The following is a 25,415-nucleotide window of genomic DNA, read 5'->3' on the forward strand; positions in this document are numbered from 1 at the left end:
CTGCACCGGTAGACGACTCTCCGGTTAGCGTGGCCCCATGCGGCAAATCATCCATCGTCACCGGAGGGCCGCTCTCTGTGCTGTACCAGTTGGCGTGGTGCTGGGTGCGCTGCTCGGTCTGGGATTGGTCCTCACGGGTAACCCCGATTATCGCGATCAGGGTGGGTGGAGTTCCTTCGCGTACTTGATGATCGTGGGCGCCGTTATCGGTGGGGTCAGTGCCCTGACGGCCGTCGCCGGAGGGTTTGGGGCGATCCTGATCACCCATCGGTCGGGACGAGCGACGGAGACGTCCCCGATGATCAGCCCTGTGGGACCGGCCATAGGATCGGGCGCCCCGTGGGGTGGTGCGGCCTGCGTAGCTGCCGTCGCCGGTGACCCAATGACCGCGGCCATCGCTGCTGGGCTCGGTGTAGTTGCGGCTGTGGTCGGCGGGGTAAGCGCTGCGCTGCTCCTTCGACCGTCGAAGGGCTCGCGCGCCACTGCTGAGGCTGACGATTCGGGCACGCTCACGTCGATTGTGCAGACGACCTCGAAGATCTGAACGTTCACGGTCATCTGCACGAGTATTGAGAGGTCGCGACGAGCTGTGCAGGCAATCGTGAGAAACGACAGCGCTCGATGTCGCGTCTACGTGTATCGGTGAGCGACCCCTCATTGGACGCCCACGGTCGACCTCCTGAAGACATCTGAGGGAAATCCGAGAGCGACCGACCGGCCGGTCGGTTTGTCTATACGGTGTGCTCATGGATCGCAGAGCCCTCATCCTCGACGCCGCCCGACGACTGACGCTTGAACGCGGAGTCGTCCCGTCGTTGAACGAGACGGCGGCCACGGCCGGCGTCTCCAAGGGCGGCCTCGTGCATCACTTCCCGTCGCGCGCCGCGCTCGTGCGAGGCCTGGCTTTGGCAGCTCTCGAGGAGGTCGACGCGGCGATGGTCGCTGCGGCGGCCGAGCGGCGGGCAGCGGAGACGTGGCTGCGCATCTCGGTGCCCACCGGGGATGACATCGCGTTGTTCCGGGCGCTGGCGATCGCGCACCGCGCGGTCGAGACGCCCGGCGATGACGTGGCCGCAGCGTCGCGGGAGGCGACGTCCCGGTGGGAGGCGCTGATCCAGGACGAGACGGGCGACGCCACCCGTGCGAGGGTGATCCGTCTCGTCGGAGACGGGCTCGCTGCGAACGTCCTCGCCGGCATCGAGCCGGCCCCCACCCAGGCGGAGCTCGATCGCTTCATCGATGTCATCGTGCACTTCCCCCGGCGGACTCCCCGATGAGCGGGCCGCTTCTGCTCGCGATCGCCGGGCTCGCAGCGCTGGATGCGTTCAACCCCGCCACGATCGTCGCCGTGACGCTCATCCTCCTTGCTGCACCCCGGCGCCCCGTTCTGACGGCACTGGTGACCGTCCTCGGTGCAGCGCTCACCGTGTTCGGCGCCGGCGCCGCCTTGTTCCTCGGCGCGGGAGCTGCCGCGGGCGCCGTCGACGGCATCGTGCAAGGCATCCGCTACGCCGCCTTCGCCGCCGCCGGTCTCGTCCTGGTCATCTCCGGCATCCGCCGATTCCGGACCCGCGCACGCAAACCAATCACTCTCCCCTCCTGGTTCACACCCTGGACGGCGCTGCCGTTCGGCGCACTGCTCACGGGCGCCGACCTGCCCAACGCCTTCCCGTACTTCATCGCCATCGAACGACTCCTCGACGCCCGCCTCACCCCCGGCGAAGGGCTGCTCGTTCTCGCCGGCTACGCGGTGATCTACTGCCTGCCCTGCCTCGCACTCCTCGTCGTCGGGATCCTCGCCCGCAAACGCACCCACGCCGTGCTCTCACGCATCACCGCACGACTCGGAACGGGCGACGTGAAAGCATCACCCACAACGGCCATCGTCCTGATCCTGCTCGGCGGAGTCGTCGCGTCACTGCCCTTCTGGGCACTGCGCTGACCGGGTAGGGGATCGCCCGGTGAACGACCCGGCTACGCCGTCTACTGTTCGGGCATGACTTCCTCAAGTGCAAATGAGCCTCTCTCCGAACTTCCCACCGTCAGCACTGAGACCAAAGACGGCGTGGCCATCGTGACCATCGCGACCGAAGCATCGATGCGTCTTCGGGTGATCCTGAACAACCGCACCCTGTTCGAAGACACCGTCGCGGAAACATCGGGTGATGTGGCAAGGGACCTACGCGACTGACCCGGTGCCATTGCGCACTTCCACGTCCCCGCCGGATGCCAAGCATCCCTACCGGAAGCTTGATTGCAGGAGAAGGATGCCTGCATGACGCTGCGAACAGAGCTTGCGACTGATCGCGAGTGGGCCGATGTGCGAACCGCGTTCGGACCTCGCGCAGGCAAGCCCGACTCCTGCTGGTGCCAACGCTTTCGTCACCACGACCACGCGACGAACGAGGACGCGCTCCGTGCAGAGTTGCGCGATTCAGCCGTCCCGATCGGTGTGCTCGCTTACGTGGACGATCGGCCCGTCGGCTGGACCCGAGTCGTCCCGCGCCACACGCTCCCCGGAATCACCGGGAACACAGCACTGAAGCGCATCCTCGAAGACGACCCTGCCGCCTGGTGGGTGACCTGCATCAACCTCCGCCGAGAGGCCCGAGGCCAGGGCGTAGGCACCGCCCTCCTCTTCGCCGCCGTGGACCACGCACGCGCCAACGGCGCATCAGTCCTCGACGGGCACCCCGTCGACGTCACCATGTCCACCACACGGCCCTCGCCCTCCGCGCTCTTCACCGGAACGGTCTCCATCTTCACGGCCGCCGGCTTCCACGAGATCGGACGCACCTACCCCAGCCGACCAGTCATGCGAGCCGACCTCGGCTGACCAGCGCCGCTGACCCACCCCTCAACGGACGCCAAGCCGACCCGGTGAACGATCCCCATACGGGACGCCTTCAAATGCGCTGGGGTCAGCGGTCTGCAACTTCCGCGCGCCTCGCGATTCGGCTCTGACCAACGACGGCCACGGCGATGACGGCGGGGACGAGCAGATAGAACCCGGCGGGGACGAGCAGGACGGCGACGGCTGCGGTGGAGAACACGGACAGCCACCACAGACGCGAGTAGGCGGGGAAGATCTTGATGCCTGCGGCGAGCCCGAGGATGTAGACGGGAACCTGGGATCCGGCGCAGAGCGACACCAACTCGTCCGTGCTGATCGGCGTGAGTGCCGCGGCGGCGAGCCCGGCGATGATGATCGCGATGGGGACGGCGAGGGCGCGGAGTCGGGCTGATCGCTGCGCTCGCGCTCCTTCGGGAGCGCCGGCTGCGCGGGAGTCGAGCTCAGCGAGGCTTCCGACGTAGGCGAGGCTGTTGCCGGTCGCGATGATGACGGCGATGATCGCGGCGACGACGGCGCCGATGGGTCCGACGGCGATGCGCAGCAGCGCGGCGACCGGTGCGGCGCTGCCGCCGGCGGTGGGACCGAGGACGAGGATCTCGGGCGCGGCAACGGCGGCGTAGAGCAGGGCGACGATGACAAGCGTCGCGGCAGTCGCCTTCGGGAGGGTGCGGCGCGGGTCGCGCAGCACGCCGGTGAAGTTGGTGACCGCTTCCCAGCCGGTGAGGACCCAGGTGAGCACGAGCGCTGATGCGGCGACCGCGACGACGCCGTTGGGCGCGAACGGGGTGAGGTTCGCCGTGTCTCCGTGCGGGAGCGCGAGCACGGCGGTGGTCGCGATCAGCAGGATGAGGGCGATGGAGAGCAGGAGGGTGAGGATCCCGCTCCCGGCCCGATAGAGGATGCTCGCGATGACGGCCACGGCGCAGATCGCGGCGGCGACGGTGACGACGGTGGCCTTGTCGCCTCCGGTGGCTTCGGCCACGTACTCGCCTCCGATGAGGCCGAGGGCGGGGACTCCGATGGGGACGCCGTAGCGGAACCAGGCGGTGACGAGTCGGCCGGCGAGGGAGCCGAAGGCGGCGGAGGCGTAGCCGGCGATGCCGTGCGCGGTCGGAGTAGCCGCATGCAGCGCGGCGAAGGTGAACGCGATGGGCGCCGAGACGACCAGCAGCACCCCGAGCGTGATCAGGGACGCCGGCCCTGCCTGCGCCGCCGCGAGGGCGGGCAGGGTCAGGATGCCAGGTCCGACGATGGCGGCCACGAACAGGGCCGTGCCGCGCACGGCGCCGACGCGATGGTCTTTCTCGAGGATCGTCACGGGCGCCTCCTACGGCGGACAAGGTGCATGTCGGTTCATCGCGATTTAGCGATGAGCAAAGGTTTAGCACATAATCGCGATTTACCGATACGTTCGTTGTGTGGACGTTGCAGCCGAAAGCCTCGACCTGGTGCCGGTCTTCAAGGCGCTCGGGCACCCGACCCGTTTGGCGATCCTGGGCTGGCTGAAGGACCCGGAGTCCTTCGCGCCGGAGGACTCGGCAACGAAGGAGCACGGGGTGTGCCTGAAGTACATTCAGGCGCGGGCGGAGGTGTCGCAGTCCACGGCGTCGCAGTTCATGTCCAGCTTGCAGCGGGCGGATCTGGTGACGGTCACCCGGGCGGGTCAGTGGTCGTACTACCGGCGCAACGAAGACACGATCGCGAAGCTCGGACAGATCCTCAACGACGTCATCTGACGCCGCACCTGCGGCCGGTCTACAGGTGGACGCTGCCGATATCCCCGGCCCGCTCAGTGGTCGCTTCGAGTTCCGTGATCGCACGACGCCGCTGGCCGGTGAGCGTGAACAGCGCCATCGAGGCAAGGAGCCCCGGCCCGGGCGGGAACACCCCGAGCTGAGTGAGCATCGTGAGGTCGTCCCGGACGGCCTTGTGGCCGGTCACGCCGGCGTCGGTGATGGTGAGGACGTGCATCTGCTCGGCGTCGATGCGACGTCCGGTCGGCCGGCTTGCCGTCCTGGTACTGCACGAACGGCCGCGAGTGGAGTCCCTGCATCTTCAGGTGCAGCCAGGCTCCGGAGTCGGTGTAGCCCTCATCGAGGATCTCGAAGTGGAGATCATCGAACGCTGAGCGCATCCACGCGCTCGATGCGAGCAGCCCGGCGGGTCCCGGGCGCTGGCAGGCGGCCGGACCGGAGGTCGCCTCCCTGTTGCCGAAAGTCGGGGCCGCGATCGCGCGGGCGAGGTCCGCGTCGCCGGACTCGAGCACCTGGAAGATGCCGTGGGCGTACTCCTGGAAGGGGGTGGGGGGCATGTCGTTCACCTCTGCGCGAGCGAGTGTCGGCCGACCGCGAACCAGAGGATCGGTCCGAGGACGGGAAGGATGATCGCGGCCGCGATCCAGCCGCCGCGCGCGGCAGGAGTGAGGGGCGTCGCTGCGGAGGCGATGCTCCGGACGGCGGCGATCCACGCTCCGAGCCACGCGAGCACGAGCACGAGCAGGACGACGCTGTGCGTCGCGCTCACCAGCGAGTGCCCTTCGGGCGCGATGAGCGGAGCTGTGCGGCCGCGGGTGTCATTCGGACCAGGCGTTGCTCTGGATGACGTCGACGAAGTTCCCGCGGCGGAAGCTCGGATCGAAGTGCGCGAGCACGTCGTCGTTCATGGTCCCGAACGTCGAATCCGGGCGGTGCTTCATCCCGTCGTTGAACGCGGCGAGGATGTCGCGCTTGAAGTTCGGTCGTGGGTGGGCGTCCGTGACGGCCGCCCGGTCGGAGAGGCTGATTTCCTCGAGCTGGAGCCCGAGGACGTCAGTCTCGACGCCGGCCGTCACGAGGGCGATCTCCGGCGCCAGCCGGGTTGGGATCTCCGGGGTGGTGTGCAGCGCGATCGCGAGCCACGCGGTCTGCGCGACGTCGTGGGAGCGGTCGTGAGCGAGGAGGAAGTCGCGGGCCGCGTCCGCACCGTCGAGCTCGAAGCGTTGCATGCTGCTGCGGTACCGGGAGGTGAGGCCGAGGTCGTGGAACAGGGCAGCGACGTACAGCTGCTCGAGGTCCACGGTGAGGCCCCGCGCGCGTCCCTTCAGTGCACCGAAGAGGAACACTCGGGAGGAGTGGTCGAAGAGGGTGTCGCCGGCCTCGTCGCGGACGAGTTCGGCGGCTTCGCGGGTGAGGGCGGTGTCCGGGATGGTGATGCCGGCGATGGTCTGAGCCATGATTCTCCTTGTCGATGTCTGACCCCTTCAGCCTTGATCCACGGCCGGAGCGGCGCGTCGAGAATCCGGACCGGCAGGCGGAGAAACCAGACAGGAGCGGCCAGTGAGCGCTACGCGCAGCCCGCACCTCGTCGGGGTCGTCATCTTCGACGGCTTCAAGTCCCTCGACGCCACAGGTCCGATGGAAGTGTTCGCGGAGGCCAACAACGAGGGCGGCAACTACGAGCTGCTCGTCCTCTCCCCGGGCGGACGCCCGGTCCGCGCGTCGAACGGCCTCCACGTGCAGGCGGACGCCGCCGTGGAGGGCGAGCTGCCCCACCTGGACACCCTGATCGTCACCGGTGGCGATCTACTCCCCACCACCCCTGCTGCGCCGGGCCTCATCGACGCGCTACGCGCTTTGGCGCCACGCTCGGACCGCCTCACCGCTATCTGCACCGGCGCGTTCCTTCTCGGTGCCGCCGGCCTGCTCGATGGGCGACGGGCGACCACGCATTGGAAGTACATCGCGACGCTCGCCGCCGCGTTCCCCGCCGCTGCCGTCGAGACTGACGCGCTGTTCGTCCACGACGGCAACGTGCACACCTCCGCTGGCGTCACCGCAGGCATCGACCTCTCCCTCGCTCTCCTTGAACTCGACCACGGCGGCGACCTCGCCCGCCGAGTCGCCCAAGCGCTCGTCGTCTTCCTGCAACGACCAGGCGGGCAGTCCCAGTTCTCCCCCTCCCTGCTGATCCCCCGGCCGAACACACCGTCATTGCGCGCGGTCACCGATTCGATCGCCGCCGACCCGGCCGCGGATCACTCCGCCGACGCTCTCGCCCGCCGCGCAGCGATGAGCCCGCGCCACCTCACGCGCCTGTTCAACACCGAGATAGGAACTACGCCCCGCGCCTACGTCGACTCCGTGCGCCTGCACGCCGCCTGCACCGCGCTCGAACAAGGAGCGACCGTCACCGAAGCAGTCACCCGCGCCGGATTCGCCGGCGCAGACGCACTCCGCCGCGCCTTCCGAGCACAACTCGGCGTGACCCCGCACGAGTACCAACGCCGGTTCGCGACCACCGGCACGAGCACCCGGTCAACGGTTTGCTAGAGGATCCCGTACCGGACGTGACGGCGACGCGGCGGGCGCGTGCCTTGCGGTAGCGCTCCGCGGTGTGGGCGAACTGGCCGGGGTTGGTGGTGGCGACGGCGATCAGGTCGGCGCGCGCCTCCTCGTCATCCTCGAAGTCGAGGATGACCGCGGCCTGGTCTAGGGTCAGCTCGTGCTCGTGCAGCGCGGTCCGCGCGACCGCGGACTCCTCGACCGCGAGTTCGGCTTTCACGGTCGCGGCCTTGGTGCCGGTGCGCTTGGCGATGCTCGCGGCCGACAGGCCCTCGAACGACAGCTGCGCCCACGCGGCGGTGCGGTCGGCGGTGGTGAGTTCGGCGCGCTGGTCGTTCTCGATGATCTGCTGCACGATCCGCTCGGCGGTCTTGTCGTCGCCCTCCACGACGTAGACGGGAATCGTCGCGAGGCCGATTTCACGGCTCGCGAGGGTGCGGCGCTGTCCGGCGCGGACGATGACGTTGCCGTGCTCGTCGCGGCGTCCGAGGACGGGCGAGAGGATGCCGCTCTGTCGGATGGAGTCGAGGAAGTCCTTGGTCAGCGGGGCGCTGGTGCGGACGTTCTGCTCGATGACGAGGGCGGTCGGGTCGAGGTGCTCGATGGTCCCGGTGGTGGTGGTGTTCACGATGGTTTCTCCTTGATCAATGTGCGATCATTGAGGCGACAAGTCCCGTGGTTCTAGTCCAACTACGGGGCTTTCGTCTTGTCTGATCGTTTTTTTGTGCCTCTCCGGCGGGAAGAACCGTTTGAGTGGAGACGGCGGAGTGACGCCTATTCCGGGCGAAATAAGGGAGCTTGCGACCGCGTCCGGAATAGGCGGCACGTAGCCGACGGAGCGAGATAGATTGAAACCGCGGAGAGGTGAAGAATCTCAATCAGGTTGTCAACAGCGCCGCAGGCTCCTCCGGCCGGCTCCGTCCGGCCGCGCCAGCAGTAGCCTCAATGCATGCGCGAAGAGGTCTCCACGAGTCGATCTCTCGTCCGCCGAGGCCTCCTCGTCAGGGGACTGACACTCGCGCCGGTTGCGGCGATGCTGATTGCTCTCTCGGCCTGCTCGGGCGGGCTCACCACATCAGCCACGGATGCGTGTAGCAACCACTCCTCCTGGGTAAGCGAAGGCAGCGCAGGACAGCAAGAGGGTCGCCGTGAGCAGCTGCTGCGGACGATGTCTGAGTCGCTGAGCGCGGAGGACCCCGACGAGTTGACGGAAGCGGTGACCGCCATGGAGACGGCCCTTGAGGGTGGCGACGACGAGGCGTTCCAGACGGCCAGCGCGGCGTTCGCTAGCTCCTGTCGAGCGAATGGTTGGGAGCTGCCCGAAGGCTGACAGGCCAAGGGCCTTTGGCTCACCTCGTATCAGTCAGGCAGCAGCGAACTCGGTCCTAGCCGAGTCCACCGTTTGAGGTTCCTTTGGGGTCGCACGCGTAGTTGCAGTTCCCTCAAACTCACACCCAAAGGGTGCTGGAGGCGTGTAGCTGCGGTCGTCTCGAAACATGGCCCAGATGACGTCGAGACGACGGCGAGCGAGCGCGAGGATGGCTTGCTTGTGCGACTTCCCCTCAGCCCGCTTCCGGTCGTAGAACACTTTCGATTCGGTCTTCTGCTGGACGCTGACCATCGCTGCGAGATAGCAGGCGCGCAACAGGCGCCGGTCGTAGCGGCGAGGTCGATGATGATTGCTGCTGATCCGTCCCGAGTCGCGTGGTGCTGGCGCGAGGCCCGCGACACCGGCGAGCCGATCAGCGCTGACGTAGGCGCTGAGGTCGGGGCCGGTTGACGCGAGGAACTCGGCCGCGAGCAGGGGTCCGAAGCCGGGCATGGACTGCAGGAGCTCGGCGGCACGACTCGTCTCGACACGGGCGGCGATGAGCTGATCGATTTCCGCGATGCGCGCCTCGAGCGCGATGACGTCGTGCGCGAGGCGACGCGCGAGCTCGGATGCGATCGCCTGGCCCGGGAGAACGGTCTGCTGGCTCTTCGCCGCAGCGACCGCGGCGGAGGCTGTCGCAACCGCAGTTCGGCAGCCCTGCGAGCGAAGCCATCGGGCAAGGCGGGACTCCCCCATCCGCCGGATAGCATCCGGTGTCGCGTAGCCGGTGAGGAAAACGGGTGATCGGGCCGCATCGCGGCTTCCTTTTGGCGGTGCTCCGTCGCCGCTGCGCGGGCGGAGCTCGCGCCCCCGGAACGGGGATGCCGGGGACCCTTCTATGGATCAACGTCAAGCGGTGGGTCGCGCTCAGTCGGCAGCAGTAGGCGCTTCGGAGGAGTTTGGAGCGGAGTCTTGCCATCCCGGCGGGCGCCGGAAGTAGAGTGAACGACATGCATCTGACGCTGCGATTTCTCAGCCCTCGACCGGTCACCGGTCGTTCGGGGCTGGGCGTGCGCGCGTAGATCAGTCCGTGCGTCGGGTCGGTCGAGGGGTCTCCCCTTCACTCCGACTCGAAATGGACTGTCATGCCTTCCTATCTCTCCGCCGATGACCTCGGCACCTCGCTCGCTCTCCGAGACCTAAGCGATCCCGCACAAGGCGAGCACGCCCTGCAACTCCTCCTTGATGCCGTCACCGTTTCGCTCACGGAGACCTGGGGTGTGCCCGCCACGACGGTGCGCTCGAATCCCCTGGTCGCAGTCGAGGACAACTACGACCGCCTCGGCTTCGACGCCTCCGCGGTCACTCGCGACCAGCGGTACTCGCGGTACGTCAGCGACACCGTGATGCTCCGCACCCACACGTCCGCGATGATCCCGCCCCTCCTCCGGGCTCTCGCCGGCGGAGACTCCGGCGGTGATCACGATCGCCTCTACGTCCTCCCCGGCCTCGTCTACCGCCGGGACTCCATCGACCGCACACACGTCGGCGAGCCGCACCAGGTCGACCTGTGGCGCGTGTCGAACGGTGCACGGATGGGCAAGGACGACCTCGATGGCATGCTCAGCGCTCTGGTCGACGCGGTACTTCCGGGCGCACGATGGCGGGCAGTTCCTGCGGTGCACCCGTACACGACCGGCGGCTACCAACTCGACGTCCAGGTTGAAGGCGATTGGCTCGAACTGGCCGAGTGCGGACTGATCGAACCCGGGCTCCTCCTGCGATCGGGTCTCGACCCGTCCGTCTGGTCAGGGCTTGCTCTCGGGATGGGGCTGGATCGCGCGCTCATGCTGCGAAAGCGGATCGATGACATCCGTCTCCTGCGTTCAACCGATCCGCGCATCGAAGAGCAGATGGTCGATCTTCGGTCCTGGCGTCCGGTCTCGTCCATGCCCGCTGTGAGCCGAGACATCTCGGTCGTCGTGAACCGCGACGACGACAAGGAGACCATCGGTGACCGGATCCGCGCCGCTCTCGGGATCGATGCCACCTCGATCGAGAGCGTGCAAGTCCTCGCCACGACAGCCAGTGAGCTCCTACCCGAAGGCGCTCAGAAGCGACTCGGGATCCGGCCAGGGCAGCTCAATGCGCTCATCCGCATCACGCTCCGCCCGCTCGACCGGACGCTCACGGATGAAGAGGCCAACGCGCTCCGCAACCGCGCCTACCTCGCCGTCCACCGCGGGCCGCACCTCGAGCTGATCTGATTCAAGCCATGCGAGCGGGTGTCGTCCCTCCTGGCGGCACCCGCTCGACCTGCCGCCAAGTCACACCACGGCCAGCGCCGTGCCCATCCGCAGCTCCAGTGCCTTGAAGATCTCGCGGGCGATATAGCGCTTCACGCATCGTCGAATCTCACGACTGGTCCGTCCTTCAGATATGCGTCGGTCAACGTAGGCGCGGGTGCGCGCTTCCGACACCATGCGCACTCGGGCGATCACATCGAGCGCACGATTCAGTTGCCGGTCGCCACCTCGATTCAGCCGATGCCGAGTCGTGTTCCCGGACGACGCCGGGATGGGGTTCACTCCCGCAAGGGATGCGAAGGCGGCCTCACTCCGCACCCGACCAGGGTGCGAGTACGCCGCAACCGCGGCAGCAGCGGTGACTGGGCCGACACCATAGATCTGTTGCAATCCGGGTGCGAGCAGCTCGACGAGCTCGGCCAGCGCCTCGCGGTTCTCACGCATCTGTCGACCGAGTTCGATCACCGTCGACGCGAGCCGGACCGCTTCTGCTCGGATGATGCGCTCCGCAACGTCAGAACACTGAGCGTCGAGATCCACGAGTCGCTGCACACCACGATCAGCGAGCGCTCGCCTCGTGTCGAGCCCGAAGTCTGTGGTGCGGACCAGCGCGTTGAGCTGGTTTCGTGCACTCGTGCGGCGGATCTCCATGTCGCGGCGGACGTCGAGCGTCACCCGGAGAGCGTTGCGCAGCCCGTCGGCTTTCGGTCGAGTCAGCGAGTCGAGCTCGATTCCCATCGCCGAGGTCGCGGCAGCGATCGCGTCGATCTCATCAGTCTTGCCGCGGACGCGGCTCGACTTCTTAGGCGGACGGACCTCGCAGAACACGATCCCGTCGCGCTGAAGCGCCCGACCCAACGATGCACCGTAGGAGCCCGTGCCCTCCATCGCGAACAGAACCGACCCGCGAGCAACGCCTCGCACCCAGGCGATCGCTCGGTCGATCGCCGCCGTCGTAACTGGAAACGCCTTCGTTCCGAGGATCTCGCCGGTTTTGGTCGCGACTACTGCGTAGGTATGCGTGCGGGCGTGGGTGTCGACTCCGACGACGTGGTCGTAGTGGTGGGCGACGATCATGCGGCCTCTTCTCCTCAAGGGTCATCCAGGTGGGATGCGCCGCGGAGGCATCTCTCTAACGAGTCACGCGACCGAAGTCGCGGACAACCTTCTATCAAGCCATCGCAGCGTCACACCGGTTCAGGCTCGCTCGGACGGACAGGTCCCCAGCAAGACACTGCGGTCAAGAGTGTGATGAGTCACGCCCGAGCGAGCCAGAACCAGCCTGACAGCCGGCACCGGGCCGGCCGAGACCATTGAAGAGTGTGAGGGGGTCGCCCCTCACGGGCCGGCCCGCAGGCCGGCCCGCACCGCGCGGCTACCGATCGGCGGGCTCGTAGCAGTTGGCGCAGTCGCACGGCCCGCCGGGGTTCTCCACCCGCTCGACGGCCGCGATCTGCGCGGCCTGCTCCGCCGGGGAGAGCGCCTGCCACCCCTCATCCGCCCGCCGGTTCGACTCGATGCGCGCCGCACGCTCGTCCACCGTCTCCGAGGTCGGGGTGAGGAAAGCGGCCAAGGCAGCGCCGGTGTCCTGCTTCTCGGCGGGAGTGAGGAACGCGATCAGCGCGGCGGCGAAGGCGGTGCCGTCGTCGGTGACGGGGAATCCGCCCGGGGCCCCTTCGCCGGGAAGGGTGAGCGTATTACGGATGTGCGCGAGGATCTCGGCGTCCGTGGCGGTCGCGTCGTCGTCGGACTCCGCGCGGCGGGTGTCGAGGATGAGCGCGAGCTGTTCGGCCGTGGCGCGGCCGGTATCGGTGGCGGTCTGCATGGTGTGGGTGCTCCCTCTGGCTGATCGTTTTTCTTTGCCTCTCCGGCGGGAAGAACCGTTTGAGTGGAGGCGGCGTAGTGACGCCCATTCCGGGCGAAATAAGGGAGCGCAGCGACCGCGTCCGGAATGGGTGGCACGGAGCCGGTGGAGCGAAATAGGTTGAGACCGCGGAGAGGTGAAGAAAACCAGAAAACGAGCCGCGTAGCGGCTTCCTCCTGGCGGTGCTCCGTCGCCGCTGCGCGGGCGGAGCTCGCGCCCCCGGCACGGGGAAGACCGGGGACCCTTCTATGGGTCGGAGTCAACCCAGGCGCGGCAGCGCCTGTCCTCTGGCACGACCAGCTCAGGAAGTTTCGATGCACTGGCGCTACCCGTCGAGTGGCATCGGCCGGGGTGTGCATGAGTTGGCGATGGCCATGCTAAGCGCCGCGTCGGTGTGGACGTCTTGCCACGCCTGCACCGCTTCAGATGGCCCTCCCCTGCGCCCGGCAGGGCGAAATGCGAAGCCGGGCGACCACCACTGTGACGCGGGAGAGTGCTCTGACGTTCACGCAGAACATCACCGTTGTTACAACCGGTCTTAGTGGTTAGGGTGTCTCCATGGTCCGATCACGCCATCCGCTCCCCGACGACATCGCTGCGCTCCTCGACGAGCACGGAGTGAGGGCGGCGTACGACCAGAGACCCGCGTACCAGCGCAACGACTACCTGGGCTGGATTTCCCGAGCGAAAGCGGTCGCGACGCGGGAGCGGCGCATCGCGGTCATGCTCGATGAGCTCGCCGAGGGCGGCCGCTACATGGGAATGATCCATGCACCCTCGCGTAAGGACGCGGATGCGTAGTGCCGCTGCCCCTGTGGGGACGTGGATGACCGGATCGGACGGTCGCCGCTGGTTCTTCGACTCCGGATCCCTCGCGCTGGACTTCGCCTACACGGGCGACTTCGGCTACGGGAACCCGCAGTGGGAATCGCTGCGCTCGCCAGCCGACCTCGGGACCTGGTTGACGTCTCGATTCGAGGAGCCCGGCGCTCCCGTGAGCGATCCGGTGTACCAGCGTGCCCGGGAGCTCCGCGCCGCGGTCACCTTCGCGGCCCGCGCGATCGCCGGTGGTTCTCGGCCGGAGCCGGCGCAGGTCGACACGATCAACGCCCACGCGTCGGCGCATGCTGTCGGTCCGCTCCTCGACGGCGGCACCGAGCAGCCTCCCGCTCCGACCGCCGATCAGATGCTCGCCACCCTCGCCCAGGAAGCGGTCATCGCTTTCTCCGCCGACTCCGATCGCCTGCGGCACTGCCAGGCGGACGACTGCGGTCTGATCTTCCTGGACGTCTCCCGACCGGGATCCCGCCGCTGGTGCTCCATGCAGCGCTGCGGCGGTCGCGCCAAGGCCCGCGCCCACTACGACCGACACCGACACGAAGGAGAATGACATGACGGAACTCACCACCCTCGTCAACCCAGAGGGCCTGCCGGCGAACCCGGCGTTCGCCCACGGAGTCCTCGTCCCGTCCGGCGCCACCGTGTACGTCGGCGGCCAGAACGGCATCGACTCCACCGGGGCCCTAATGACGGGTCTCGCCGAGCAGACCGCTCAGGCGATGCGCAACGTGCTCGCGGTACTCGACGCCGCGGGGACCAGCCCCGAGAACGTGGCCCGCCTCACCATCCATCTCCTCGAGGGCAGCGACGTCCGGGCCGCCTTCGCGGCCACCGGCCCCGTCTGGGGTGCGCACCCCACGGCGATCACCGTCCTCATGGTCGCCGGTTTCGCCAGGCCAGGGGTCCTCGTCGAGATCGACGCGATCGCAGCGGTCCCCGCGGGCCGCATCCCCGCCGAGTGAGCACCGGACGCCACGCCCGGACGCGAGTGGCGAGTGCGCTCACCCCGGAGCGTCCATAGAGAAGACGTAGTACGCGTGTCCGGGACCTGCGATCTCGGCCACGCGACCTCCGGGTATCTCTGTGATCGCGCCCGCCGGTGATGCCGGGTGCGCAGCGAGCCAGGCGGAGAGGTTCTCGACGAGGTACATGGGGCCGGCGCCGCCCCAGTCCTCGGCGTCATCGAGCATGAGCTGGACCTCGACGTCGGGCATCTGGACGGCGACGGTGTGCTCGCCCTCGCGCCACGCCTCCGTCCACCCCAGACCCAGGTAGTGCTCGACGGCCGCGCCGAGGTCCTCGACGGGCTGGAAGTAGAAGGTCAGTCGCATCTCGTCCCCACAAAAAAGGTCTGTCCTGCTCGCCTCTCCTGAGCGGAGAGAGTGCTGCCACTCACGTTCGCCACCGATACGCGAACGCCGCGTAAAAGTACTTTGCCGGAGAACGTGATCCCTCGTCGAGACCTCATCAGACACTTCGCGTTCCGCCGATCGGACTCCGTACCTGATCGACGATGAAGAGCGCCGTCATCGTCACGAGTTGTGTTCATCTCGCAAGCCTCGCGATGCACAATGGCCATGCGGACGAGCGCTTACGCGCTGCCGGCGTCAAGCGGGAGTGTCGGCGCGCGCATTGGGTAAAGGCCTGCAACGAAGCCGTAGCCACGATCTCCTTCGCGCGGGACCTGACCGAACTACCTTGCTAGAGCTGAACTTTCTCCCACGAATGGAGCGCAACGTCATGGTCGACATCCTTCTGTTCCATCACATTCAGGGCCTGACTCCTGGAGTCACTGCTCTCGCGGACGCGCTCTCGGAGGACGGTCACGTCCTGCACACCCCGGACTTGTTCCATGGGAAGGTCTTCGAACGCATGGAGGACGGCTTCGCGTACATGAAGTCTCTCGACCCGCGCCGGGTCCGCGAGCAGGTTGACGCCGTGATGGAAGCTCTCCCGGAGCATCTCGTCCTGGCGGGCATGTCCTGGGGCGTCTCGCATGCACAGCGACTCGCTCAGAGCCGACCCGGGGCGCGGGGCGCTATCTTTTTCGACGCGTGCTTCCCGGTGACTGGCGAGGGCTCCTTCGGACCGTGGCCCGACGGCCTTCCCGTGCAGATCCACGGCATGGATCAGGACGAGTTCTTCGCCTTCGAGGGAGACCTCGACGCGGCTCGCGAGCTGGTGGCCACAGGAGGCACCGACCAGGCTGACGTCTTCACCTACAGCGGCGACAGTCACCTCTTCGCGGACAACTCGCTGCCCTCGTACGACCCTGCCGCGACGGAGCTCGCCCTCGACCGCATCCGCACGTTCCTCTCTCGGATCTAGAGATCCTCTGACAGCGACGGCTGATACTCCTCGTTCCCGGCCGGCGCGGCGGTGTAAAAGGTCCTACTGGCGGCGACCCTGCCACTTCCACTCTCGGCGGGAACCAAACTCGACGCCGTGCTGGCTACGAATCGAGAGTGGTCGCCTGGGGCTAGTCGGGGCTGGGCTTCACCCGAAGAGGCCCCGCCCCGCACGCCTACGGCTGATCAGCTCCGTCGATCCGCATGAGCAGGCCGCACTGCGCAAAGGTGACGATGTGCCCCACCGAAGGTGAGCTCATCATGAGGACTGCGATCTTCCGCCCCACCCGCGGAGACCATCTCCGTCGCTTGACACCATTGCCGATCGCTCATCATCATGCTGGGACGACCGGCGGCGGCGGGCCGCCGGCACCCCGGATGAGAGGGCGCACCGATGCCCACCACGATCTTCGTCAACCTGGCCGTCAGCGATCTCGCACGGTCCCGGGCCTTCTTCGAGTCGCTCGGCTACTCCATCAACGAGGGCTTCAGCGACGACAACGCTGTCAGCGTGGTGATCAGCGACACGATCACCGCGATGCTGCTCAGGCGGGAGTTCTTCGCCGAGTTCACCAGCAAGCCGATCATCGACGCCACCACCTCGACCGAGGTGCAGCTCGCCCTCAGCGCCGAGAGCAAGGACGAGGTCGACGCCGTTCACGAGAAGGCCCTCGCCGCGGGCGCGACGGACGCCGGCACCCAGGACCACGGCTTCATGTACTCGAAGAGCTTCGACGACCCGGACGGCCACCACTGGGACTACGTCTGGATGGACCCCGAGGCCGCCGCCGGCGGCGCGCCCGAGATCAGCCTCGAGGAGATCCGAGAGAACACGACGCACAGCTGAGCCCCCTCTGGCCGCCTTTCCGCCCGCGGATCCGGCGGGCGAACCTCAGGTGAGGTGACGTGCCAGCGAATGCGCCACTGCCGTCGCGGCACGCATGTTCTGCTGGTCGTTGCGAACGTCTTCGCACCGCTCGGCGAAGGCCTTGAAGTCCTCCATGTGCTGCTGAGACTGCTCGACTGCTCCGTGGGCGAGAGGATGACGGTCAGGCGCGGCCCGCGAGACCGACGACATTGCCCTGCGGATCCGCGAACTGCGCGATGACCACCGCCCCATCGGGACGAACGGACGGCTGGACCACGATCGTCGCGCCGAGCTCGACCGCGCGGGCCAGGCGTTCTGCGACGTCCTCCACGCCGACGTAGAACACCACGGCGGAGACGAATTCCTCTCCGCCGCCGAGGCCGACGGGTACGGCGCCAGCAGCCGAACCGGGCGAGTTGAAGGCGTACGCATCGGACTGTGACACGGCCGGAGAGACCGGGGCACCCGGCTCCGCGGACCAGCCGAACATCGCTGAGTAGAACGCGCGCAGCAGGTCGGGCCTGCGCCCCGTGATCTCGACGTGCACGACCGGGTCCGGCACCGCAACTCCTTCGTTCGAGCGTCACCTGACGATGTCGCCAGTCTCGTCGCTGTCGGCCCGGACCGGAAGGACGTCGGTCGGCTCGGATCTCTGCGCGGACGACGCAGCTGCGCGACCGCGAGCACGAGTGGTGACGGCCAAGGAGCGCCATAGATCACCTCTTGGCGCGTGCCTCGTCCGGTGCCACCCTGAAGAAGTGACTGAGAACACTGCGGCAGCGGAACTCCGGACTCTCATCGACGAGCGGGTGCAGGCGATCGCGTCGCGCGATGCGCAGTACCTTGCCGACGCGCAGGACCCCGAGATCCTCGCCTTCAACGTCCTGCCTCCCTTGCGGCTCCGCGGATCGGATCAGGTGGCGGAGCAGACGCGGGCCTGGTTCGATGGCTACGCCGACGGGCCCGGCTACGAGGTGCATGACCTCCGGATCGACGTGGACGGGAGCGTCGGCGCGACGGCGTTCCTCTACCACGTCACCGGAACCCTGCTATCGGGCGACGAAGTCTCCATGTGGGTGCGTGCCACGCTGGTCTGGAAGAAGATCGACGGTCGATGGCGGATCGTCCACGACCACGAGTCCATCCCCTGGGATCCGAGTACCGGGCAGGGCCTGGCCTCTCTCGAACCCTGACCGGCCGAGTCGGCTTCGCGGGACTCCGTCGATCCGCGCCGGAATCTCCCGCCCGGTTCAGCTCTCGGAGGAACCGGTGACGGCGGAGGGGGCGGATTCCGTGTACTCGTCGTGGCGGCGCATCCAGAACGCGCGCGGCGCCTGCGGCCACCCGTCGGGAACGTCCTCGCCCTCCATCTGGCTGCCGTACGGCGTGAGCGAGAGGAGGCTGTTGACGCTGCCGATGCCGCCGACGACGGTTCCGTTCTGGAGGAAGTACGTGCGGTACACCTTGTCGCCGTCGCGGAGGAAGACGTTGAGCGCGAACCACTCCGTCGCCCCGAAGTCGCTCGTGAAGGAGGGTGTCCTGATCGTGTACCAGGGCATGTCGTCCCAGCCCATGCGCGTCTTGTACGCCGCGAGCTGCGGCTGCTCGGCGGGGGACGCCATGGCGAAGGTGACGTCGTGCGCGTGGACGAGCCCGAGGTCGCCGACGCCGTCGGCCCAGGACGAGCAGCCCGCGCACCCCGCGTCGGGCCAGCCCGCGACTCCCTCCTCGAAGAAGAAGCGGTAGAGGATCAGCTGACTGCGCCCCTCGAACAGATCAATCAGCCGCACGACGCCCTCCGGGCCCTCGAACAGGTACTCGTCCTCGACGAGGACCATCGGCATCCGCTTGCGCGCCGCCGCGGTCTCCTCGAGCACGGCAGCCAGACGCTCCTCCTGCTCCCGGAGGACGGCCACGGAGGCGTCCCACTCGGACGCGGAGACGACGTCAGGCTTCGCGATGCTCATGCACGCATCGTAGGAACTCGTCACGTCCGCGATCCAGCAGACATCGACGTCAGGACTACGCGTTCGAGGCGGTCAGCGGCTTCCGCAGCTCGACCTCGACGTAGTGGCGGCCGTGGATCTCGCCTTTCCGCCGCGCTCCGGTCGGCGCGTACCTGGCGGCGGCGTACACGTGCTGAGCGCGGGTGTCGGCGTCGTGGGTCCACAGGAACACCTCGTCCCGGCCCCGAGCGCGCAGCTCGTCCTCCGCGGCCTCGAGCAGGAGCCGCCCGATTCCGCGCCTGCCGGCGGCAGGATGGACGAAGAGGACGTACAGCTCGCCGTCGTCACCGTGGGTGCCGGAGTATCCGACGACGAGGCCGTCGAGCTCGGCCACGAGCAGCACGTCCGACGAACCCGTCTCGGCCACGGCCTCGACCCAGAACTCCGGAGGGAACATCGGCACGATCTCCTCGATGCGCTCGAGGTGCGTCCACCCGTCGAGCACCGCCGCATCGAAGACCTCACCCAGCCGCGGCGCATCGCTCGCGACCGCGTTCCTCACCACGATCCCGCCGTCGATCGCCATGGACCGACGCTACGACGTACTCCGGATCGGGCGCCACCTGTCCGAGGGGCATCGCGGGGTCCATCGCCGACGTTGCCGACGACGATGACGCTGGGCATCCTGGGTCGATGAGCGAACTGCACAGGCTTCTGGACCGGTTCACCGGCACGTGGCGATCCGAGGGCCGGATCGTCGACGGCGGCGAGCACAACGGCGAGCGGTGGCACGGCTGGGACGTCTACGAGTGGTTCCCGGGCGAGCGGCACCTCGTCCACCGCGTCGACGTCGAGATCCTCGGCGCCCGCAGGGAAGCACTCGAGATCTTCACCCCTCGCCCCGGCGCGCCGCGCACCTTCGACCAGACCTCGTTCGACGCGGACGGGAGCATCGAACACGCGTCGGGTCGGTTCGAGGAGGACGGAACGTACCGCAGCGGGAACGAGAGCGCTCGAGCGACCCTGACCTTCGCCGCTCCGGACGCGATGACGGCGCGATGGGAGATCCGCCGCGAGGACGGCACCTGGGGCGAATGGATGACGGTCGCCTTCACCAGGATCGGCGAACCGCGCATCCAGGTACGCTCCGCACGCGAGTACGGAGGCTGATCCGGGCACTGGAACCGGACGGGGCGGACTCGGTAGCGTCGGGTCATGAGCAGACTCGTCGTCTCCGTCCTCACCTCCCTCGACGGCTACTACGAGGGTGCCGGGCACGACCTCTCGGCTCTCCCGTTCGAGGACGCGTTCAACGACCACAACCTCGAGCTGCTGAGACGGGCGGGCACCCTCGTCTACGGGAGCCGCTGGTTCCGGAACAACTGGGACAGCTGGAGCGCCGTCGCCGCCGACAACTCCGCGAACGACCGCGACCGCGAGGTCGCCCACCTCGTCATGACCCTCGACTCGCTCGTCATCAGCGACTCCCTCACGCCCGATCCCGACGCCCCCTGGGCCGCCACGACCCGGACCGTGCCGCGCGAGGACGCGGTCGCCGAGATCCGCGCGCTCAAGTCGGGCGGCGACCGCGACCTCCTGATGTTCGGAAGCGGAACGACCTGGAACCCGCTCCTCGAGGAGGGCCTCGTCGACGAACTGATCGTCCTCGTCGGAGCCGGACTCGCCGGCGGCGGATCCCCCCTCTACTCCGGAGAACCGCACCCCGGCCTCACCCTCCTCGACGCCGCCGTGCTCCCCGGATCCGAGCTCGTCCGGCTCCGCTACGACGCGAGCAGCCGATGACCGCCCTCTACACCTGGGACGTCTTCGCCACCCTCGACGGATACGGGTCCTACGACACGGGCCCGGAGGGCGTGGACTGGGGAGGCTACTGGTCGCGGCAGGGCCCCGAGCTGCTCGAGTGGCGGGTAGGCCTCTTCGCCCAGCCGCTGCGCATGGTCTACGGAGCGACGACCTTCCGCGAGGTCGCGGAGATCTTCGCCGCCGGCACCGACCCGAACGCCCTCGACGAATGGAACCGCCGGCTGCACGCGATGCCCGCCACCGTCGTGTCCTCGACGCTGCACGACACGCTGGGCTGGCCTGACGCGACCATCGAGTCGGGTGACGCGGTGGAGGTCATCGGACGCCTCAAGGAGACGTCGGACCTGCCGCTGCGCTCCCAAGCCAGCCTGACCCTGAACCGGTCGCTCCTCGCCGCCGGGCTCGTGGACCGCATCGCGGTGACCGTGTTCCCCGTCATCACCGGCCGCACAGGGGTCAGCTCGATCTACGCAGGACTGGCCGACTACGACCTCGAGCTGCTCGACACCCGCGCACTCGACGGGAGAACTGTCGAGCTGACTTACCGGCCGTCACCGCACCCTTAGCACACGAGATCCGGGTGGAGGCGTCGCATCGCCAGTGATACCGGAGGATCGAAGCCCAGGGCGCGGTAGATCCGTTCGGAGTCCGGCGTCGCATGAAGGTCGGTGACCTCGCAGCCGGCGACGTCGAGCCAGCGCAGGGCGGCGCGGACGAGTTCTCTGCCGTGCCCGACTCCGCGGTGAGGGACTTCGACATAGACGTTCGAGAGCTCACCCGAGAGGCCCGTCGGGAAGCCGGGTCCGGGTAAGCGCCTAGTCAGGTGGGCGATAGCGCAGCCGATCAGTCGAGGCGAACCAGAGTGGGGATCGTCGAGAACGAACGCGGCGAGGGAGCCGTCCTCCAGTCGGGCCGAGATCTCGTGCTCCGCGGCGGCGTACCACTCGGTGGCCTCGACCGTCCGCGGTCGTGCTGCGGAACCCGTGCTCGCCATGTCTTGAAACATCGCATGGCGCAACCGCACGAGCTCGCCGGCGTCGTGGGTTGTCGCAGCGCGAGGGGGAACGAGCGGAAACCGCGCAGCGCGCATGGCGCCTCCTTCACTGGTCGACGTGCTCCTGCGACTACTCCGGTGTCGCGATCTGAAGCGTCTGCGAGGAGAACGTGATGCGGTCGTGCGGCGCAACACCGAATCGCTGCCCGGGATATCGCAAGCCTGCGAACTGCGCATTCGCGTGAGCGATGATCTGCTGCGCGGTGATGGCGACACCGTCGTGCTCCGCGGCGACCGTCGTGTGCGCGTCACTGACGAGCACCACGTCGAACCCTCGCACCGCGGCGGAGAACGTGGTCGTCTGGACGCAGAAATCGGTCTGCGCCCCGCACACCACCAGCTGCTCCACTCCCAGGCGTCGGAGGATCCCCTCCAGGTCGGTCCCGACGAAGGAGTCGCGCCGGGTCTTCCGCACACGAACCTCCTTCGCAGCGGGCAGCAGCACGTCAACCAGCTCCCACGGCGAAGACTCGGGCGGGAAATCGTCGTGGTCCTGAATCCAGATCACCACAGCCCCACCGGATCGAGCACGATCAACCAGTGCCGCGCACCGCGCTGTCACCCCCTGCGCGTCATGGCAGTCGCCGAGCACACCGACCTGCATGTCGATGACGAGAACAGCAGCGATTCCACCCACTCGAACAGCCTCACGCCCTCCGTCGACAGGCGCAACCGACGAAATCCCTGATCGGTGTCGAGCGACCCGGTCTGTTCGGCACAAGCTTTGTCACAGCGTTCGGTGCGCTCAACGTCGCCGCCCGCCTCGGCGCCACGGGCAAGTTTGCTGGGCTGACGCTGCTGTACATCGGGACGGTCGGTTGACGAATCCGGATCGGAACCCTGGTGTCAGCGCAGGTCTCGGAAGAATTCGCGGACGTCCTGGAGCCAGACGTCGGGGGCTTCCAGCGCGAGGAAGTGCCCTCCGCGTTCGGTTTCCGTCCAGCGCACGATCCGGTTCTCCTGCTCGGCGTAGCGGCGGATTGCGACGTCCTGGGTGAGGGAGACGAGGACGGCGGTGGCACGCCCGAGACGGGTTTTGTCCAGGCTCCGGGGTCGTGCATTGTTTTCCAGTAAAGATTCGCCGAGGAGCCGGCGGTGCCGGTGAACCAGTAGATGCTCGCGTCGGCGAGCAGCGTGGGAAGGAAAGCCGGAACCTCGGTGAGGACGTGGGCCGGATCCGACCATTCCGTGAACTTTTCCGCGATCCAGGCCAGTTGACCGGCCGGCGAGTCGGTCAGCGCGAAGGCGAGGGTCTGCGGGCGGGTCTGCTGCTGCTCCCGGTAACCGCTCATCTCGGTGAGGAACTGCTGCTGCCGGCGCAGCCGCTCCTTCTCCGCGTCGGTCAGCTCGTCCGGGTCGTCGTCAGGACGGGGGAAGGTGACGAGGGCGTTCACGTGGATCCCGAGAACGGCATCGGGGTGGGCTCGCCCGCATTGTGGGCCGATGAACGCGCCCGCGTCACCGCCCTGGACCGCGAAGCGCTTGTAGCCGAGCTGCAGCATCAGCTCGCCCAGGGCCGCGCCCATCCTCAGGTCCGTCCAACCCCCTCCCGCCAGCGGAGTGGAGAAGCCGTGCCCGGGTAGGGACGGGATGACGATGTGGAAGGCGTCCTCCGCCTCGCCGCCGTGCGCGGTCGGATTGACGAGCGGACCGATGAGGTCGACGAACTCGAGGAAGGAGCCGGGCCAGCCGTGCAGAAGCAGCAGGGGCATTGCGTCTCCTGCGTCGACCGGATGTGAAACGCGTGGATCCGCTGACCGTCGATCGTCGTGACGATCTGCGGATGCGCGTTGAGTCGGTCCTGGACCGCGACCCAGTCCTGTTCCTGCCATGCCGCGACAGCTGATCGCAGCCACTCCACGGGGACGCCCTTCGCTCCCACCTCCCCCGGCAACTGATCAGGGAACCGCGTCCGCCGCAAGCGGTCGAGGAGGTCGTCGACCTCGGCCGGGGGAACATTGATCTGGAAGGGTTCCACCTCGGGCACTGCGCTCTCCTCACGGTCGGGGCCTGCACGATTACGATTGCTCGTGCGGACCAGGACCGCAAGAGGTTCTCACCGACTGGCCGGATCATGTCGGCTACGGCGCCGCCGTCACGGCCCTTCCCGCGACCTTCTACCACTGGTCGCTCGAATCGGAACTCTGCGTGACTACGCCTCTCCTGTCGAGCCGAATCGTGCTCCCGTTGACGTTGTCGCGGTCGAGCCCGAGCTGTCGCGTCGGGTAGCACTAGCTCGAAGCGCAATCCCCACAAGGAATGCTGTCGGACGCTGACCGCCTCATGATCCCCATACGGGACTCGTGTTCGGGCGGGCCGCTGGCGATCGGTTCTCTCGCGCCGCTAGAGCGGTGCCCAATTCCTCAGGCAGCGATGCGTCTGACGTGGTTGAGGGTGCGGTCGATCTCGTCCTCGGTGGTGAAGTAGTGCGGCGAGAAGCGAAGGAGCGGATGGATGCCGCGCAGGACGGTGTCGAACTGGTTGTGCTCGGGGACGGTCGTGCTCACCGCGATGCGCTCCTCGGCTAGGCGGTCCTTTGCCTCCTGCGCGGAGACTCCGGCGATGGATGCGGTGACGATCGCGCAGCGCTGCGCACCGAGGTCGTGCGTCGTAACGCCAGGGAGAGCGTCGAGTCCGTCGCGAAGTAGCGCTCCGAGGCCTGTCGCTCGTTCGGCTATGGCGTCGAGACCGAGCTCGAGGGCTTGATCGACGGCTGATCCGAGGCCGACGACGTTGACGTAGCTTTTCTCCCAGGTCTCGAAACGGCCGGCACCCGGTCGCCAGCGGAAGTCCGTCCCGCCGTCCCAGGCGGCGGAGCCGATCTCGACCACGTTCGGATCCAGTCGCTCCACGGCCCGCGGGCCGGCCCACAGGAACCCGGTCCCTCGGGGTCCGCGGAGGAACTTGCGGCCGGTCCCGGTCAGCAGGTCGCAGCCCAGTGCCTCGACATCGATGGGGAGCTGGCCGACGGCCTGCGTGGCGTCGAGGAGGAAGAGGACGTCGTGCGCGCGGGCGATAGCGCCGACCGCGGCCGCCGGGTTGACAAGACCGCCGCTGGTCGGGATCCAGGTGACGCCGATGAGCTTCGTTCGCTCATCAATCAGGTCAGCGAGAGCTTCGAGGTCTATCTGGCCGTTCTCGTCGTTCGGCACTACGACCAATTCCGCTCCGGTTCGCTGCGCAACCTGCCAGTAGGCCAGGACGGCGCTGCCGTACTCGTCGGCGGCCGTCAGTATCCGGTCGCCGGGACCGAGAGGTACCGAGTAGAAGGCGGCGTTCCAGGCATGGGTGGAGTTGTCGAACAGGGCGATCTCCTCGGCTGTCCCGCCCACGAGCTGCGCCAGGCTGTCGTAGGTGCCTGCGATCGCCTCGCGGGCCGCGTCCTCCGCCTCGTAGCCGCCCAGCTCTGACTCCAGCCGGAGCATGCCCTGCATGGCCTCCAGCGTCGTCTCGGACAGCAGCGCGGCGCCTGCATTGTTCAGGTGCGTTCGATTCGCGCATCCCGGCGTCTGTCTCCGGAGCGCCCCCACATCCATGCGCCCAGTGTCCCAGCACGCACCACGAGATGCCACCGCTAGCGTGCCGCGAACGACGCTCGTCAGTACCGCGGCCGGCGCTCCTCGCAGATCCGAATCGGCTGGAATTCGAGAGCCGGCACGGTGACGGATCGCCGGTGAGGGAGTCGTCTGAAGGGACGATTCTGAGGACGAGCGGGGAGCTTGATGTCTATTGTGATCAGCGGAAACGGACATGTCGGATCGGCCACCGCGGCCGCACTCCTCGATCGCGGCGAAGAGGTGACGGTCCTCGTCCGTGTCCATCGCAGAATAGTCCAGAAACGTCGCGTTGAACGTCTCCTCTAGGGACGGCTTCTGCGCCT

32 protein-coding genes and 2 pseudogenes are annotated in these 25,415 nt (G+C 67.8%); 17 read left to right on the forward strand and 17 right to left on the reverse strand.

Annotation, left to right across the window (positions count from 1 at the left end; translation table 11 throughout):
- The first annotated feature begins 746 nt into the window (after positions 1 to 746).
- From GRS96_RS19255 to GRS96_RS19270, 4 genes are all read left to right on the forward strand, one after another.
- Positions 747 to 1,277 (forward strand): TetR/AcrR family transcriptional regulator, encoded by a 531-nt coding sequence (locus GRS96_RS19255; RefSeq protein ID WP_146168498.1) that lies wholly within the window; start codon positions 747 to 749, stop codon positions 1,275 to 1,277.
- Positions 1,274 to 1,942, forward strand: coding sequence for a GAP family protein (locus tag GRS96_RS19260; protein ID WP_107576056.1), 669 nt, complete (start codon positions 1,274 to 1,276; stop codon positions 1,940 to 1,942). Before GRS96_RS19255 ends, GRS96_RS19260 begins: the two co-directional genes overlap by 4 nt.
- Positions 1,943 to 1,996: 54 nt before the next feature.
- Positions 1,997 to 2,191 carry a hypothetical protein gene (locus tag GRS96_RS19265; RefSeq protein ID WP_146168499.1) on the forward strand — a complete coding sequence of 65 codons (195 nt, stop codon included), beginning with the start codon at positions 1,997 to 1,999 and terminating at the stop codon, positions 2,189 to 2,191.
- 84 nt (positions 2,192 to 2,275) lie between these two features.
- Positions 2,276 to 2,836, forward strand: a complete 561-nt coding sequence (locus tag GRS96_RS19270) for a GNAT family N-acetyltransferase (protein WP_107576057.1) — start codon at positions 2,276 to 2,278, stop codon at positions 2,834 to 2,836.
- 85 nt (positions 2,837 to 2,921) lie between these two features.
- On the opposite strand, the gene GRS96_RS19275 is transcribed toward GRS96_RS19270, so the two are convergent.
- Positions 2,922 to 4,172, reverse strand: a complete 1,251-nt coding sequence (locus GRS96_RS19275; RefSeq protein ID WP_159989453.1) for an amino acid permease — start codon at positions 4,170 to 4,172, stop codon at positions 2,922 to 2,924.
- Between the two features lie 100 nt (positions 4,173 to 4,272).
- Between GRS96_RS19275 and GRS96_RS19280 the strand changes: the two genes are divergently transcribed.
- Entirely contained in the window at positions 4,273 to 4,590 is a 318-nt protein-coding gene (locus tag GRS96_RS19280; protein WP_159989454.1) for an ArsR/SmtB family transcription factor, read from the forward strand.
- A 19-nt stretch (positions 4,591 to 4,609) separates the two neighbouring features.
- On the opposite strand, the gene GRS96_RS19285 is transcribed toward GRS96_RS19280, so the two are convergent.
- The 3 genes from GRS96_RS19285 to GRS96_RS19295 all read right to left on the reverse strand — a co-directional run bounded on the left by GRS96_RS19285 (position 4,610) and on the right by GRS96_RS19295 (position 6,065).
- Positions 4,610 to 4,825 (reverse strand): hypothetical protein, encoded by a 216-nt coding sequence (locus GRS96_RS19285; RefSeq protein WP_159989455.1) that lies wholly within the window; start codon positions 4,823 to 4,825, stop codon positions 4,610 to 4,612.
- Positions 4,826 to 5,170: 345 nt separating this feature from the next.
- Entirely contained in the window at positions 5,171 to 5,377 is a 207-nt protein-coding gene (locus GRS96_RS19290) for a PLDc N-terminal domain-containing protein (protein WP_159989456.1), read from the reverse strand.
- Positions 5,378 to 5,426: 49 nt separating this feature from the next.
- Complete coding sequence (locus GRS96_RS19295; protein WP_107576062.1) at positions 5,427 to 6,065, reverse strand: HD domain-containing protein; 639 nt, start codon at positions 6,063 to 6,065, stop codon at positions 5,427 to 5,429.
- A gap of 181 nt (positions 6,066 to 6,246) precedes the next feature.
- Between GRS96_RS19295 and GRS96_RS19300 the strand changes: the two genes are divergently transcribed.
- Positions 6,247 to 7,161 (forward strand): GlxA family transcriptional regulator, encoded by a 915-nt coding sequence (locus GRS96_RS19300; RefSeq protein WP_236553726.1) that lies wholly within the window; start codon positions 6,247 to 6,249, stop codon positions 7,159 to 7,161.
- Positions 7,162 to 7,318: 157 nt separating this feature from the next.
- Here GRS96_RS19300 and GRS96_RS20725 read toward each other — a convergent pair.
- Positions 7,319 to 7,801, reverse strand: a pseudogene (locus GRS96_RS20725) (ParB/RepB/Spo0J family partition protein); the annotation flags it as partial.
- A 321-nt stretch (positions 7,802 to 8,122) separates the two neighbouring features.
- Between GRS96_RS20725 and GRS96_RS19310 the strand changes: the two are divergent.
- On the forward strand, positions 8,123 to 8,503 hold the full coding sequence (locus GRS96_RS19310; RefSeq protein ID WP_146168500.1) for a hypothetical protein: 381 nt from the start codon (positions 8,123 to 8,125) through the stop codon (positions 8,501 to 8,503).
- 33 nt (positions 8,504 to 8,536) lie between these two features.
- Here GRS96_RS19310 and GRS96_RS19315 read toward each other — a convergent pair whose 3' ends face one another.
- A complete protein-coding gene (locus GRS96_RS19315) occupies positions 8,537 to 9,241 on the reverse strand; it encodes a transposase (RefSeq protein ID WP_107576064.1) in 705 nt (234 codons plus the stop codon).
- Positions 9,242 to 9,630: 389 nt separating this feature from the next.
- On the opposite strand from GRS96_RS19315, the gene srmL reads away from it, so the two are divergent.
- Entirely contained in the window at positions 9,631 to 10,752 is a 1,122-nt protein-coding gene (gene srmL, locus GRS96_RS19320; RefSeq protein ID WP_107576065.1) for a PheS-related mystery ligase SrmL, read from the forward strand.
- A 60-nt stretch (positions 10,753 to 10,812) separates the two neighbouring features.
- On the opposite strand, the gene GRS96_RS19325 is transcribed toward srmL, so the two are convergent.
- Entirely contained in the window at positions 10,813 to 11,868 is a 1,056-nt protein-coding gene (locus tag GRS96_RS19325) for an IS110 family transposase (RefSeq protein ID WP_107576066.1), read from the reverse strand.
- 298 nt (positions 11,869 to 12,166) lie between these two features.
- The gene (locus GRS96_RS19330; RefSeq protein WP_107576067.1) at positions 12,167 to 12,616 is read right to left on the reverse strand and encodes a hypothetical protein; all 450 of its coding nucleotides are present in this window, start codon (positions 12,614 to 12,616) and stop codon (positions 12,167 to 12,169) included.
- A gap of 597 nt (positions 12,617 to 13,213) precedes the next feature.
- Here GRS96_RS19330 and GRS96_RS19335 point away from each other — a divergent pair.
- Genes GRS96_RS19335 through GRS96_RS19345 form a run of 3 tightly spaced genes read left to right on the forward strand, consistent with a single transcriptional unit; the run spans position 13,214 to position 14,457 of the window.
- A complete protein-coding gene (locus GRS96_RS19335; protein WP_107576068.1) occupies positions 13,214 to 13,456 on the forward strand; it encodes a YdeI/OmpD-associated family protein in 243 nt (80 codons plus the stop codon).
- 25 nt (positions 13,457 to 13,481) lie between these two features.
- The gene (locus GRS96_RS19340; protein ID WP_107576069.1) at positions 13,482 to 14,045 is read left to right on the forward strand and encodes a CGNR zinc finger domain-containing protein; all 564 of its coding nucleotides are present in this window, start codon (positions 13,482 to 13,484) and stop codon (positions 14,043 to 14,045) included.
- Between the two features lies 1 nt (position 14,046).
- On the forward strand, positions 14,047 to 14,457 hold the full coding sequence (locus GRS96_RS19345) for a RidA family protein (RefSeq protein WP_107576070.1): 411 nt from the start codon (positions 14,047 to 14,049) through the stop codon (positions 14,455 to 14,457).
- A 39-nt stretch (positions 14,458 to 14,496) separates the two neighbouring features.
- Here the strand turns inward: GRS96_RS19345 and GRS96_RS19350 are convergent, their stop codons facing one another.
- Positions 14,497 to 14,826: a hypothetical protein gene (locus tag GRS96_RS19350; protein ID WP_107576071.1), complete on the reverse strand. Its 330-nt coding sequence runs from the start codon at positions 14,824 to 14,826 to the stop codon at positions 14,497 to 14,499.
- 409 nt (positions 14,827 to 15,235) lie between these two features.
- On the opposite strand from GRS96_RS19350, the gene GRS96_RS19355 reads away from it, so the two are divergent.
- Both GRS96_RS19355 and GRS96_RS19360 read left to right on the forward strand, forming a co-directional pair.
- Positions 15,236 to 15,823 (forward strand): dienelactone hydrolase family protein, encoded by a 588-nt coding sequence (locus GRS96_RS19355; RefSeq protein WP_107576189.1) that lies wholly within the window; start codon positions 15,236 to 15,238, stop codon positions 15,821 to 15,823.
- A gap of 414 nt (positions 15,824 to 16,237) precedes the next feature.
- Entirely contained in the window at positions 16,238 to 16,690 is a 453-nt protein-coding gene (locus GRS96_RS19360) for a VOC family protein (protein WP_107576072.1), read from the forward strand.
- Between the two features lie 202 nt (positions 16,691 to 16,892).
- Here GRS96_RS19360 and GRS96_RS19365 read toward each other — a convergent pair whose 3' ends face one another.
- Positions 16,893 to 17,273, reverse strand: coding sequence for a VOC family protein (locus GRS96_RS19365; RefSeq protein ID WP_107576074.1), 381 nt, complete (start codon positions 17,271 to 17,273; stop codon positions 16,893 to 16,895).
- 130 nt (positions 17,274 to 17,403) lie between these two features.
- Between GRS96_RS19365 and GRS96_RS19370 the strand changes: the two genes are divergently transcribed.
- Positions 17,404 to 17,904 carry a YybH family protein gene (locus GRS96_RS19370; protein ID WP_159989457.1) on the forward strand — a complete coding sequence of 167 codons (501 nt, stop codon included), beginning with the start codon at positions 17,404 to 17,406 and terminating at the stop codon, positions 17,902 to 17,904.
- Positions 17,905 to 17,961: 57 nt separating this feature from the next.
- Here GRS96_RS19370 and GRS96_RS19375 read toward each other — a convergent pair whose 3' ends face one another.
- Complete coding sequence (locus tag GRS96_RS19375) at positions 17,962 to 18,678, reverse strand: DUF899 family protein (RefSeq protein WP_211315692.1); 717 nt, start codon at positions 18,676 to 18,678, stop codon at positions 17,962 to 17,964.
- Positions 18,679 to 18,733: 55 nt separating this feature from the next.
- Positions 18,734 to 19,243: a GNAT family N-acetyltransferase gene (locus GRS96_RS19380; RefSeq protein WP_107576076.1), complete on the reverse strand. Its 510-nt coding sequence runs from the start codon at positions 19,241 to 19,243 to the stop codon at positions 18,734 to 18,736.
- 107 nt (positions 19,244 to 19,350) lie between these two features.
- Between GRS96_RS19380 and GRS96_RS19385 the strand changes: the two genes are divergently transcribed.
- Genes GRS96_RS19385 through GRS96_RS19395 form a run of 3 tightly spaced genes read left to right on the forward strand, consistent with a single transcriptional unit; the run spans position 19,351 to position 21,047 of the window.
- Complete coding sequence (locus GRS96_RS19385; protein WP_107576077.1) at positions 19,351 to 19,827, forward strand: hypothetical protein; 477 nt, start codon at positions 19,351 to 19,353, stop codon at positions 19,825 to 19,827.
- A gap of 45 nt (positions 19,828 to 19,872) precedes the next feature.
- Positions 19,873 to 20,460, forward strand: a complete 588-nt coding sequence (locus GRS96_RS19390; protein ID WP_107576078.1) for a dihydrofolate reductase family protein — start codon at positions 19,873 to 19,875, stop codon at positions 20,458 to 20,460.
- Positions 20,457 to 21,047: a dihydrofolate reductase family protein gene (locus GRS96_RS19395; protein WP_107576079.1), complete on the forward strand. Its 591-nt coding sequence runs from the start codon at positions 20,457 to 20,459 to the stop codon at positions 21,045 to 21,047. The genes GRS96_RS19390 and GRS96_RS19395 overlap by 4 nt, the downstream gene beginning before the upstream one ends.
- On the opposite strand, the gene GRS96_RS19400 is transcribed toward GRS96_RS19395, so the two are convergent.
- From GRS96_RS19400 to GRS96_RS19415, 5 genes and pseudogenes are all read right to left on the reverse strand, one after another.
- A complete protein-coding gene (locus GRS96_RS19400) occupies positions 21,044 to 21,475 on the reverse strand; it encodes a GNAT family N-acetyltransferase (RefSeq protein WP_159989458.1) in 432 nt (143 codons plus the stop codon). The two genes, GRS96_RS19395 and GRS96_RS19400, sit on opposite strands and share 4 nt — an antisense overlap.
- 130 nt (positions 21,476 to 21,605) lie before the next feature.
- The gene (locus GRS96_RS19405; RefSeq protein ID WP_236553721.1) at positions 21,606 to 22,172 is read right to left on the reverse strand and encodes a cysteine hydrolase family protein; all 567 of its coding nucleotides are present in this window, start codon (positions 22,170 to 22,172) and stop codon (positions 21,606 to 21,608) included.
- A 10-nt stretch (positions 22,173 to 22,182) separates the two neighbouring features.
- A complete protein-coding gene (locus GRS96_RS19410) occupies positions 22,183 to 23,247 on the reverse strand; it encodes an alpha/beta fold hydrolase (protein ID WP_328612398.1) in 1,065 nt (354 codons plus the stop codon).
- A gap of 12 nt (positions 23,248 to 23,259) precedes the next feature.
- Positions 23,260 to 23,522: pseudogene (locus GRS96_RS20860) on the reverse strand (epoxide hydrolase N-terminal domain-containing protein); the annotation flags it as partial.
- A 376-nt stretch (positions 23,523 to 23,898) separates the two neighbouring features.
- Entirely contained in the window at positions 23,899 to 25,356 is a 1,458-nt protein-coding gene (locus GRS96_RS19415; RefSeq protein WP_244907278.1) for an aminotransferase class V-fold PLP-dependent enzyme, read from the reverse strand.
- Between the last annotated feature and the right edge of the window lie 59 nt (positions 25,357 to 25,415).

Source organism: Rathayibacter sp. VKM Ac-2803 (genome assembly GCF_009807175.1).
Lineage (GTDB): Bacteria > Actinomycetota > Actinomycetes > Actinomycetales > Microbacteriaceae > Rathayibacter.